General features: G+C 64.1%; 5 protein-coding genes and 2 rRNA genes. 2 read left to right on the plus strand and 5 right to left on the minus strand.

Annotated features, from left to right (window positions below; genetic code table 11):
* Positions 1-17: 17 nt before the first annotated feature.
* From OHU89_RS23840 to OHU89_RS23850, 3 genes are all read right to left on the minus strand, one after another.
* A 23S ribosomal RNA gene (locus OHU89_RS23840) occupies positions 18-3,140 on the minus strand.
* 306 nt (positions 3,141-3,446) lie between these two features.
* Positions 3,447-4,972: ribosomal RNA gene (locus OHU89_RS23845) — 16S ribosomal RNA — on the minus strand.
* Together the 16S and 23S rRNA genes form the textbook arrangement of a ribosomal RNA operon.
* 647 nt (positions 4,973-5,619) lie before the next feature.
* Positions 5,620-6,180: a MarR family winged helix-turn-helix transcriptional regulator gene (locus tag OHU89_RS23850; RefSeq protein ID WP_405645705.1), complete on the minus strand. Its 561-nt coding sequence runs from the start codon at positions 6,178-6,180 to the stop codon at positions 5,620-5,622.
* Between the two features lie 153 nt (positions 6,181-6,333).
* Here OHU89_RS23850 and OHU89_RS23855 point away from each other — a divergent pair, with 153 nt between their 5' ends.
* Positions 6,334-7,590 carry an MFS transporter gene (locus OHU89_RS23855; RefSeq protein WP_405654622.1) on the plus strand — a complete coding sequence of 419 codons (1,257 nt, stop codon included), beginning with the start codon at positions 6,334-6,336 and terminating at the stop codon, positions 7,588-7,590.
* 76 nt (positions 7,591-7,666) lie between these two features.
* On the opposite strand, the gene OHU89_RS23860 is transcribed toward OHU89_RS23855, so the two are convergent.
* Both OHU89_RS23860 and OHU89_RS23865 read right to left on the minus strand, forming a co-directional pair.
* On the minus strand, positions 7,667-9,307 hold the full coding sequence (locus OHU89_RS23860; protein WP_405645706.1) for a SpoIIE family protein phosphatase: 1,641 nt from the start codon (positions 9,305-9,307) through the stop codon (positions 7,667-7,669).
* 173 nt (positions 9,308-9,480) lie between these two features.
* On the minus strand, positions 9,481-10,860 hold the full coding sequence (locus OHU89_RS23865) for an NAD(P)/FAD-dependent oxidoreductase (RefSeq protein ID WP_405645708.1): 1,380 nt from the start codon (positions 10,858-10,860) through the stop codon (positions 9,481-9,483).
* A 377-nt stretch (positions 10,861-11,237) separates the two neighbouring features.
* Here OHU89_RS23865 and OHU89_RS23870 point away from each other — a divergent pair, with 377 nt between their 5' ends.
* On the plus strand, positions 11,238-11,999 hold the full coding sequence (locus OHU89_RS23870) for a TetR/AcrR family transcriptional regulator (protein ID WP_405645710.1): 762 nt from the start codon (positions 11,238-11,240) through the stop codon (positions 11,997-11,999).
* Positions 12,000-12,276: the final 277 nt, after the last annotated feature.

The raw sequence follows: 12,276 nt of genomic DNA on the forward strand, positions 1-12,276 counted from the left end.
AGTGGACGCGAGCAACTGAGGACAAGCCCTCGGCCTATTAGTACCGGTCACCTCCGCACGTTACCGTGCTTCCAGATCCGGCCTATCAACCCAGTCGTCTACTGGGAGCCTTAACCCCTCAAGGGGGTGGGAATACTCATCTCGAAGCAGGCTTCCCGCTTAGATGCTTTCAGCGGTTATCCCTCCCGAACGTAGCCAACCAGCCATGCCCTTGGCAGAACAACTGGCACACCAGAGGTTCGTCCGTCCCGGTCCTCTCGTACTAGGGACAGCCCTTCTCAATATTCCTGCGCGCGCAGCGGATAGGGACCGAACTGTCTCACGACGTTCTAAACCCAGCTCGCGTACCGCTTTAATGGGCGAACAGCCCAACCCTTGGGACCGACTCCAGCCCCAGGATGCGACGAGCCGACATCGAGGTGCCAAACCATCCCGTCGATATGGACTCTTGGGGAAGATCAGCCTGTTATCCCCGGGGTACCTTTTATCCGTTGAGCGACGGCGCTTCCACAAGCCACCGCCGGATCACTAGTCCCGACTTTCGTCCCTGCTCGACCCGTCGGTCTCACAGTCAAGCTCCCTTGTGCACTTACACTCAACACCTGATTGCCAACCAGGCTGAGGGAACCTTTGGGCGCCTCCGTTACTCTTTAGGAGGCAACCGCCCCAGTTAAACTACCCATCAGACACTGTCCCTGATCCGGATCACGGACCCAGGTTAGACATCCAGCACGACCAGACTGGTATTTCAACGACGACTCCCCCTGAACTGGCGTCCAGAGTTCACAGTCTCCCAGCTATCCTACACAAGCCGAACCGAACACCAATATCAAACTGTAGTAAAGGTCCCGGGGTCTTTCCGTCCTGCTGCGCGAAACGAGCATCTTTACTCGTAGTGCAATTTCACCGGGCCTATGGTTGAGACAGTCGAGAAGTCGTTACGCCATTCGTGCAGGTCGGAACTTACCCGACAAGGAATTTCGCTACCTTAGGATGGTTATAGTTACCACCGCCGTTTACTGGCGCTTAAGTTCTCAGCTTCGCCCGACCGAAGTCGGACTAACCGGTCCCCTTAACGTTCCAGCACCGGGCAGGCGTCAGTCCGTATACATCGCCTTACGGCTTCGCACGGACCTGTGTTTTTAGTAAACAGTCGCTTCTCGCTGGTCTCTGCGGCCACCCCCAGCTCACCGAGTAAATCGGATCACCAGTGATGGCCCCCCTTCTCCCGAAGTTACGGGGGCATTTTGCCGAGTTCCTTAACCATAGTTCACCCGAACGCCTCGGTATTCTCTACCTGACCACCTGAGTCGGTTTAGGGTACGGGCCGCCATGAAACTCGCTAGAGGCTTTTCTCGACAGCATAGGATCATCCACTTCACCACAATCGGCTCGGCATCAGGTCTCAGCCCTAGTGAGTGGCGGATTTGCCTACCACTCGGCCTACACCCTTACCCCGGGACAACCACCGCCCGGGCTGGACTACCTTCCTGCGTCACCCCATCACTCACCTACTACCACCTTGGTTCGGCGGCTCCACCACTTTCCTTTCCCCGAAGGGTCCGGAACGGCTTCACGGCCTTAGCATTAATGGGTTCGATGTTTGACGCTTCACAGCGGGTACCGGAATATCAACCGGTTATCCATCGACTACGCCTGTCGGCCTCGCCTTAGGTCCCGACTTACCCTGGGCAGATCAGCTTGACCCAGGAACCCTTAGTCAATCGGCGCACACGTTTCTCACGTGTGTATCGCTACTCATGCCTGCATTCTCACTCGTGAACCGTCCACCACTAGCTTCCGCTGCGGCTTCACCCGGCACACGACGCTCCCCTACCCATCCCAGCGGGCGTTGGCCCTCATGCTGGAATGACACGACTTCGGCGGTACGCTTGAGCCCCGCTACATTGTCGGCGCGGAATCACTAGACCAGTGAGCTATTACGCACTCTTTCAAGGGTGGCTGCTTCTAAGCCAACCTCCTGGTTGTCTCTGCGACTCCACATCCTTTCCCACTTAGCGTACGCTTAGGGGCCTTAGTCGATGCTCTGGGCTGTTTCCCTCTCGACCATGGAGCTTATCCCCCACAGTCTCACTGCCGTGCTCTCACTTACCGGCATTCGGAGTTTGGCTAAGGTCAGTAACCCGGTAGGGCCCATCGCCTATCCAGTGCTCTACCTCCGGCAAGAAACACACGACGCTGCACCTAAATGCATTTCGGGGAGAACCAGCTATCACGGAGTTTGATTGGCCTTTCACCCCTAACCACAGGTCATCCCCCAGGTTTTCAACCCTGGTGGGTTCGGTCCTCCACGAAGTCTTACCTCCGCTTCAACCTGCCCATGGCTAGATCACTCCGCTTCGGGTCTTGAGCGCGCTACTATACCGCCCTATTCGGACTCGCTTTCGCTACGGCTTCCCCACACGGGTTAACCTCGCAACACACCGCAAACTCGCAGGCTCATTCTTCAAAAGGCACGCAGTCACGACGCATTGAGTAAACTCAATGCGCGACGCTCCCACGGCTTGTAGGCACACGGTTTCAGGTACTATTTCACTCCGCTCCCGCGGTACTTTTCACCATTCCCTCACGGTACTATCCGCTATCGGTCACCAGGGAATATTTAGGCTTAGCGGGTGGTCCCGCCAGATTCACACGGGATTTCTCGGGCCCCGTGCTACTTGGGTGTCTCTCAAACGAGCCGTACAGATTTCAGCTACGGGGGTCTTACCCTCTACGCCGGACCTTTCGCATGTCCTTCGCCTATCCATACGGTTTCTGACTCGTCTCACAGCCGGCAGACTGTGAAAGAGAGATCCCACAACCCCGAATGCGCAACCCCTGCCGGGTCTCACACGCATACGGTTTGGCCTCATCCGGTTTCGCTCGCCACTACTCCCGGAATCACGGTTGTTTTCTCTTCCTGCGGGTACTGAGATGTTTCACTTCCCCGCGTTCCCTCCACATACCCTATGTGTTCAGGTATGGGTGACAGCCCATGACGACTGCCGGGTTTCCCCATTCGGAAACCCCCGGATCAAAGCCTGGTTGACGGCTCCCCGGGGACTATCGTGGCCTCCCACGTCCTTCATCGGTTCCTGGTGCCAAGGCATCCACCGTGCGCCCTTAAAAACTTGGCCACAGATGCTCGCGTCCACTGTGCAGTTCTCAAACAACGACCAGCCACCCGTCACACACCACTTACGCGATGCTTTACCGGGGCCGGCATCGAGGGGGTTCATTCCCTCAGATACCCAACAGCGTGCCCGGCCGGTCCCGTCCGAAGATCATGCTTTCCACGCTCCTGAGAGCAGTACTTGCAAGCCTCCGACCCGAAATCCTGGCCGAATAATCAACGTTCCACCCATGAGCAACCACCGTCGAACGTGTGCCGACGTAATGGCCCTGGACCACCAAGCACGCTTGGCGGCCTAGATGCTCCTTAGAAAGGAGGTGATCCAGCCGCACCTTCCGGTACGGCTACCTTGTTACGACTTCGTCCCAATCGCCAGTCCCACCTTCGACAGCTCCCTCCCACAAGGGGTTGGGCCACCGGCTTCGGGTGTTACCGACTTTCGTGACGTGACGGGCGGTGTGTACAAGGCCCGGGAACGTATTCACCGCAGCAATGCTGATCTGCGATTACTAGCAACTCCGACTTCATGGGGTCGAGTTGCAGACCCCAATCCGAACTGAGACAGGCTTTTTGAGATTCGCTCCACCTCACGGTATCGCAGCTCATTGTACCTGCCATTGTAGCACGTGTGCAGCCCAAGACATAAGGGGCATGATGACTTGACGTCGTCCCCACCTTCCTCCGAGTTGACCCCGGCGGTCTCCTGTGAGTCCCCATCACCCCGAAGGGCATGCTGGCAACACAGGACAAGGGTTGCGCTCGTTGCGGGACTTAACCCAACATCTCACGACACGAGCTGACGACAGCCATGCACCACCTGTACACCGACCACAAGGGGGGCACCATCTCTGATGCTTTCCGGCGTATGTCAAGCCTTGGTAAGGTTCTTCGCGTTGCGTCGAATTAAGCCACATGCTCCGCTGCTTGTGCGGGCCCCCGTCAATTCCTTTGAGTTTTAGCCTTGCGGCCGTACTCCCCAGGCGGGGAACTTAATGCGTTAGCTGCGGCACCGACGACGTGGAATGTCGCCAACACCTAGTTCCCACCGTTTACGGCGTGGACTACCAGGGTATCTAATCCTGTTCGCTCCCCACGCTTTCGCTCCTCAGCGTCAGTAATGGCCCAGAGATCCGCCTTCGCCACCGGTGTTCCTCCTGATATCTGCGCATTTCACCGCTACACCAGGAATTCCGATCTCCCCTACCACACTCTAGCTAGCCCGTATCGAATGCAGACCCGGGGTTAAGCCCCGGGCTTTCACACCCGACGTGACAAGCCGCCTACGAGCTCTTTACGCCCAATAATTCCGGACAACGCTTGCGCCCTACGTATTACCGCGGCTGCTGGCACGTAGTTAGCCGGCGCTTCTTCTGCAGGTACCGTCACTTTCGCTTCTTCCCTGCTGAAAGAGGTTTACAACCCGAAGGCCGTCATCCCTCACGCGGCGTCGCTGCATCAGGCTTTCGCCCATTGTGCAATATTCCCCACTGCTGCCTCCCGTAGGAGTCTGGGCCGTGTCTCAGTCCCAGTGTGGCCGGTCGCCCTCTCAGGCCGGCTACCCGTCGTCGCCTTGGTGAGCCATTACCTCACCAACAAGCTGATAGGCCGCGGGCTCATCCTTCACCGCCGGAGCTTTCAACCACCACAGATGCCTGCGGTAGTGGTATCCGGTATTAGACCCCGTTTCCAGGGCTTGTCCCAGAGTGAAGGGCAGATTGCCCACGTGTTACTCACCCGTTCGCCACTAATCCCCACCGAAGTGGTTCATCGTTCGACTTGCATGTGTTAAGCACGCCGCCAGCGTTCGTCCTGAGCCAGGATCAAACTCTCCGTGAATGTTTACCCGTAATCGGGTGCACACATCACGAGAGCGGAACCACCGGCGGAATAAGCCGATGGTTCACAGCGTCCTCGCTGTGTATTTCTTCAAAGGAACCTCATCTACGACCATGACGGCCGGAGACGGGGTATCAACTAATCTGGCGTTGATTTTTGGCACGCTGTTGAGTTCTCAAGGAACGGACGCTTCCTTTGTACTCACCCTCTCAGGCTTTCCTCCGGGCTTTTCCCTTCGGTCTTGCGTTTTCGACTCTATCAGACCGTTTCCGGTTCCGATTTCCTCGGTGCTTTCCAGGTTTCCGCTTCCGCGTTTCCCTTTCCGGCAGTTCCGACTCTATCAGATCCTTTCGGGCCTGACTCCCAGTCAGAGGGGCTTGCCTTCCCGGCTGTTGGGCCGTTCCGACGTCTCAAACCTTAGCGGATCCTCTCGGCAGTTCCTAATCGAGCTGCCGAACCCAAATCGAATTGAATTCGGGCACGCCGAATTCGATCCCGTTGGGAGATCGTGCTGATGGTTTGTGTGCCGCTGATGCGGCGGGAGGTGCTGTCGAAGAACCGTTACGGCTCTGCGGCAACCCGAAGAACTTTACGGATCTCAGAGGGGGCTGTCAACCAAGCCTGTCAAGATCTTTTCGGATGACACGTCAGTCCAGGTCACTGAGCCGGCCACCGGCGTCCGGCTGGGTGTGCTCCACCCGACGCAGGAGACGGGTGAGGACGTCGCCGAGGCTGGTCCGCTCCTCCGGGGAGAGGTCCTGAAGGAGATCCTCCTCAAAGACTGTGGCGAGCCGCATGGCCTCCAGCCACTTCTCGCGACCCTCGTCCGTCAGCTCCACGATCACGCGGACACGGTTGGACTCGTCCCGCTCCCTGGTGACCAGACCCTCCGCGACCATCCGGTCGATGCGGTGGGTCATCGCGGCCGGCGTCAGGCCGAGTCCCTTGGCGAGGTCGCTGGGGCCCATTTGGTAGGGGGCGCCGGACAGGACGAGGGCCTTGAGCACCTCCCACTCCGCGTTGCTGATGCCGAGCGCGGAGGTCTGACGGCCGTAGGCGACGTTCATACGGCGGTTCAGCCGGGACAGCGCCGAGACGATCTGCTCGACCTGGGGGTCGAGGTCCTGGAACTCGCGCTGGTAGGCGGCGATCTGCTCTTCGAGGGTCGGCTCGCTGCCGATACCGATGCTGCCGGGGGTGTCACCCATGGGTCGAAGTATCGCATGGGGCTGCTTGGTGTTGAAGTTCTTCTGGGTGTACTGTTTAGCTTCTAACTTTAGCCTTGAAGTCTTCGGTACTAAGTACTGAGGGACTCCAACTACCTGATTGAGGTGACCGTGACCAGGGCGTTGGGCGCAGCGATGCGCCGGATCCACGTGGGTAACGCACTCAGCGCGTTCGGACTCGGCTTCACCGTCCCCTACCTGTACGTCTATGTGGCGCAGGTGCGGGGACTGGGAGCCATGACGGCGGGGCTCGTCCTCGCCGTCTTCGCCGTGGCCGCGCTGATCGTGCTGCCGTTCGCCGGCCGGGCGATCGTGCGGCGGGGCCCACTTCCGGTGTTGCTCACCGCCCTGGTCACGGCCGCGATCGGTGCGCTGAGCCTGGGGCTCGCGAACAACGCGACCACTGTCCTGTTGTCGGCGGCCGCGCTCGGCGCCGGGCAGGCCGTGATGCAGCCGGCGCTCGCCACGATGATCGTGGACTGCTCAACCTCCGAGACCCGCTCCCGTGCCTTCGCGATGCAGTTCTTCCTGCAGAACCTCGGGCTGGGCGTCGGCGGTCTCATCGGCGGTCACCTCGTCGACACAACGAGCGCCTCCTCCTTCACCCTCCTCTTCGCGATCGAGGCGGCGATGTTCCTGCTGCTGGCCGTGGTGATGGCGACCGTACGGATCCCGCACGCGCCGCAGATCGGGGACGCGCCCGCCGGTTCGACGAAGGGCAGCTGGAAGCAGCTCCTGGGGAACCGGGCCATGGTGCAGCTGTGCGTTCTGGGCTTCGTGCTGTTCTTCGCCTGCTACGGCCAGTTCGAGTCAGGTCTGGCCGCGTACGGCGTCGAGGCCGCCGGGATCTCCACCTCCGCGCTGGGGTCGGCCCTGGCCGCCAACACCGCGATGATCGTCATCGCGCAGTTCGCCGTACTGAAGTTCGTCGAGCGGCGTCGGCGCTCCCGGGTGATCGCCGCGGTCGGCATCATCTGGGCCGTCGCGTGGATCACCGCCGGTTACGCCGGCCTCGGCCACACCAGCCAGGCCATGGCCACGGCCGCGTTCGTCTCGACGTACGCCCTCTTCGGGCTGGGCGAGGCGATGCTGTCCCCGACCGTCGCTCCCCTGGTCGCCGATCTCGCCCCGAGCGGGATGGCCGGCCAGTACAACTCGGCCTTCGCCCTGGTCAAGCAGCTCGCCCTGGCGGTGGGCCCGGCGGTGGGCGGCCCGATGGGCGCCTCATTGCACGCCCCGTACATCGTGACGTTCCTGGTGTTCTCGGTGGGCATCACGTTCCTGGGCCTGAAGCTGGGCCGCCAGCTGACGGCCGTACAGGACCATCCATGGCGCGCAAGGAGCAGGGTGGTGGCCAAGGGCGGCACGCAGCACGAATCCATCGCCGTCTGACTGGAGCCGCCTAGGGGCGCGGGGAACTGCGCGACCAGCCACAACACCCCCGCAGCCGTCAAGCGACCCTGCGCCCCTACCCCTTAGGCAGCACGAACTCGCACCAAACCGCCTTCCCGCCCCCCGGCGTCCGACGAGACCCCCAGCTCGAGGCGATCGTCGCCACGATGGCAATTCCCCGACCGGACTCGTCACCGGGCTCGGCTCGCCGACGCCGGGGCAGGTGATCGTCCCCGTCGGTCACCTCGATGATCAACCGTCGGTCCGTCCGGCGCAGCCGCAACCGCATCGGGGGCGTCCCGTGCTGAAGCGAGTTGGCGACCAGCTCACTCGCCGCCAGCACCCCCAGGTCATGCAGCTCCGCAGGGAACCGCCAGCTGGTCAGCACGCCGGAGGCGAACGCACGGGCGCGTGGAGCCGCCTCGATGCCGCCCAGGAGTTCCAGTGCGGCGTTGCGGAAGAGGTCGCTGTCGGGGCCCGTACGGGCGGGGTGCTGGAGGACGAGGACCGCCACGTCGTCGTCGTGGTCGGCGGTGACGCCGGCCGAGCGGACGAGGCGGTCGCAGACGACCTGGGGTGTCCCGGTCGCACCGGACAGCGCGCGTTCCAGGGAGGCGATGCCCTCGTCCAGGTCTTCGTCACGGCGTTCGACCAGACCGTCCGTGTAGAGGACGGCCGTGGAGCCGGGGCCGAGCGGGATCGAGCCCGACGCGTGCATCCAGCCGCCGGTGCCGAGCGGGGGGCCCGTCGGTTCGTCGGCGCGCAGCACCGCCCCGCTCTCGTCGCGGACGAGGATCGGGAGGTGGCCGGCGCTGGCGTACACCAGTCGGCCCTCGTTCGGGTCGTGGATGGCGTACACGCACGTGGCGATCTGGTTGGCGTCGATCTCCGCGGCCAGGCCGTCGAGGAGCTGGAGGATCTCGTGCGGGGGGAGGTCGAGGCGGGCGTACGCCCTGACCGCCGTACGCAATTGGCCCATGACCGCTGCCGCGCGGACTCCCCTGCCCATCACGTCGCCGATGACCAGGGCCGTGCGGCCGCCGCCGAGGGTGATGACGTCGTACCAGTCGCCGCCGACCGCGGCCTCGGTGCCGCCTGGCTGGTAGGTGGCGGCGATGCGGAGGTCGTCGGGTTCCTCCAGGACCTGGGGGAGCAAGGAGCGCTGGAGGGTCACGGCCGTCTCGCGCTGGCGGCGTTCGCTGGCTCTGAGGCGTTCCGCGGCTTCGGCGTGGTCGGTGACGTCGGTCGCGAAGACCAGGACGCCGCCGGTGTCGCCCTCCGTCACCGGGGTGCAGGTGAAGGTGTAGGAGTGGCCGTCGGGGGCCTTGCGGGACTTGACCGTGCGCGGCTTGCCGCTGCGCAGGACCTGGTCGAGGAGGGGAAGGAGGCCGATCTCGTCGAGCTCCGGGAGGGCTTTGCGGGCGGGTGCGCCGGGGTCTCGTACGCCGAAGGCCGTCACATAGGCGTCGTTGACGTAGGCGAGGCGGTGGTCGGTGCCGTGGACGAGGGCGACGAGGGCCGGGACGCGGTCGAGTACCTCGCGCACGGGGAGTTCGTCGATGCCGGGCAAGGGCGGCGGGTCGTCGGTGAGTTGTTCGGCGCGGGCAGCGGGTACGGCGCCCTCCCCGAGTCGGTCGGGGGTGACCGGGTGGTCGGTCCGCGCTGCGGCGCGGCGCTGTGTTCCGGGGAGCCGGGCGCTCCAGCGCGTGAAGTTCACGAATCCTTGCCTCGTGTCGTCGTCTTCGGCCGGCTCCGGACCCGGCCTGGGGTCCTCGTGGGTGCGGAGAGCGGGCGTCCACCCGTCATGGGTCGGGGATCAGTGTGGCAGTGTGGCCGACCGGGTCGACATCCGTCAGACGCCTACCTTGCCGATGGAGTTCCTGGGTCCGGTCAGGACGACCCCTTCGGGTCGTTCGTGGGGTCCTGAGGAGGCTTTCCACCGGCCGCGAGTTCGAACTCCGCTCGGGGATGTTCGAGGGAACCCAGCGAGACGATCTCCCTTTTGAAGAGCCCGGAGAGCGTCCATTCGGCCAGGACGCGGGCCTTGCGGTTGAAGGTGGGCACCCTGCTGAGGTGGTAGACGCGGTGCATGAACCAGGCAGGGTAGCCCTTCAGCTTGCGTCCATAGACGTGTGCGACACCTTTGTGGAGGCCCAGGGAGGCCACCGAGCCGACGTACTTGTGGGAGTACGTCTCCAGTTCCTCGCCCCGTAGCGCGTGCGCGATGTTGTCGCCGAGGACCTTGGCCTGGCGTACCGCGTGCTGGGCGTTGGGGGCGGTCTCCCTGCCGGGTTCGGCGACCGTCACATCGGGGACGGCGGCGGCGTCTCCGGCCGCCCACGCGTGCGTGGCGCCCTCGACGGTGAGCTGAGGGGTGCATTTCAGCCGACCTCGGTCCGTGAGCGGGAGGTCGCTGGCGGCAAGGATCGGGTGGGGTTTGACGCCGGCGGTCCACACGACCGTACGGGTCGGGAAGCGGGCGCCGTCGCTGAGGACGGCCACGCGGTCGGCGCAGGATTCGAGGCGGGTGTTGAGACGTACGTCGATGTTGCGGCGGCGCAGTTCGGTGACGGTGTAGCGGCCCATCTCCTCGCCGACCTCGGGGAGGATGCGGTCGGAGGCCTCCACGAGGATCCACTTCATGTCCTCGGGCTGGACGTTGTGGTAATACCGCGCGGTGTAGCGGGCCATGTCCTCGAGTTCGCCGAGCGCCTCCACGCCCGCGTAGCCGCCGCCGACGAAGACGAAGGTGAGGGCCGCGTCGCGGATCGCGGGGTCGCGGGTGGAGGAGGCGATGTCCATCTGCTCGATGACGTGGTTGCGCAGGCCGATGGCCTCCTCGACGGTCTTGAAGCCGATGGCGTGGTCGGCGAGGCCGGGGATGGGCAGGGTGCGGGAGATCGAGCCGGGGGCGAGGACGAGTTCGTCGTACGTCAGCTGCCGGGCGCCCGTTCCTTCTTCCTCGGTGGCGAGGGTGGTCACGGTCGCGGTGCGTTTGGCGTGGTCGAGGGCGGTGGCCTCGCCGATGACGACGTGGCACTGGTCCAGGACGCGGCGCAGGGGGACGACCACGTGGCGGGGGGAGATGGAGCCGGCGGCCGCCTCGGGAAGGAACGGCTGATAGGTCATGTACGGGTCGGGGGTGACGACCGTGATCTCGACGTCGCCGCGCCTCAGTTCCTGTTTCAGCCTCCGCTGAAGACGCAGGGCCGTGTACATCCCGACGTAGCCGCCACCGACAACGAGAATGCGCGCGCGTTCCTTCACCACCCCATGACGCACCCGACGCTTGAGTTTGTCCACAGCCCCGGCAATTTGTGTGACCGCGCGTTTTGCCCGAGCGGGGTTGGCCGAATCGACGGCGTACGGGGAAGGTTTGCAGGTCAGCGGGTGTGCGCCGGGGGTCCTGAGGGGGTGCAATCGGGACGTATACGACCCGTACTCCGATCGGGGGGCGCTCCGTGCGGAACCTGCCCCTTCTGAATTGACCCCCTCTCAACTATGTTCGTGTGTCGACGGGGTGTAGGGGGATGCACTCATCGGATCCGCGACGGGCGGTCCGTGAAGCGGTTTGTTCCCCATAGCGCTCCGGCTTTCAGTAGCGGGGAAAGTCTCCGGGGGGAGACGTCATTACCGGGGGATCGCTTATGCATGTTCAGGACTCTCATTGGGCTTCCGCGTCTGCCATCGGGCCCGGTGGCGGAGCGATGAGCGCGGCGGTGGGGAACGGACGCGACGGTTCGCGTTCGACGCCGCTGCGCGTGGACGCACAGCGCAATCTGGAGCACGTACTGCGTGCGGCGCGCGAGGTCTTCGGCGAGCTGGGGTACGGCGCGCCGATGGAGGATGTGGCGCGACGCGCGCGGGTCGGTGTCGGCACGGTGTACCGGCGCTTCCCGAGCAAGGACGTCCTGGTGCGCCGGATAGCCGAGGAGGAGACCTCCCGGCTGACGGACCAGGCGCGTACGGCGCTCGGTCAGGAGGACGAGCCGTGGTCGGCGCTGTCGCGCTTCCTGCGGACGTCGGTGGCCTCGGGTGCCGGGCGGCTGCTGCCGCCGCAGGTGCTGCGGGTCGGGGTGGCCGACGAGCACGACGACGTTGTCGGCTACGACGAGGCGCGGGTGCCGCAGCAGCGGACGCAGTCCGGCTCGGGTGAGCTGCGGCTGGTGTCGGAGGACCCGGGGAGCTCGGTCGAGGACGACTCCGGGGCGGCGGCGCTGCTCGACGTGGTGGGCCAGCTCGTGGAGCGGGCGCGGACGGCGGGTGAGCTGCGGGCCGATGTGTCGGTGTCGGACGTGCTGCTGGTGATCGCGACGGCTGCGCCCTCGCTGCCGGATGCGGCGCAGCAGGCGGCGGCCTCGGCGCGGCTGCTGGACATCCTGCTGGAGGGTCTGCGGTCGCGGCCGTAGTAAAGGCCGCTTGACGCGGTGCCTCGATCAGGTGACGACGAGGTGTGGGTGCTGCGCCGCCCGCGCCTCGTTCGCATGCCCGGATTTCCCGGCATGTCCCCAACTCCCACTCAGCGCACGACAGTTGAGCCTTCCCCGGATGGGTGACGGCTAGTACCGCGGTGCGGCAAAACCCCACGGACGAGTGGAAGCCCCGCACAGCCGGGTCCTGACCAAAAGCCAATATGGCACGCTGACCCGGTGTTCGTGACTGGTGGGCAGGCGGCGGGGGCTTTCC

Origin of the sequence: Streptomyces sp. NBC_00019 (assembly GCF_045041015.1) — a bacterium.
In the GTDB taxonomy this organism is placed as follows: domain Bacteria; phylum Actinomycetota; class Actinomycetes; order Streptomycetales; family Streptomycetaceae; genus Streptomyces.

Excerpts from the sequence above, each read along its gene's own strand:
- OHU89_RS23850 (WP_405645705.1), bottom strand. The coding sequence starts at position 6,180 with ATGGGTGACACCCCCGGCAGCATCGGTATCGGCAGCGAGCCGACCCTC.
- OHU89_RS23855 (WP_405654622.1), top strand. The coding sequence starts at position 6,334 with ATGCGCCGGATCCACGTGGGTAACGCACTCAGCGCGTTCGGACTCGGC.
- OHU89_RS23870 (WP_405645710.1), top strand. The coding sequence starts at position 11,238 with ATGCATGTTCAGGACTCTCATTGGGCTTCCGCGTCTGCCATCGGGCCC.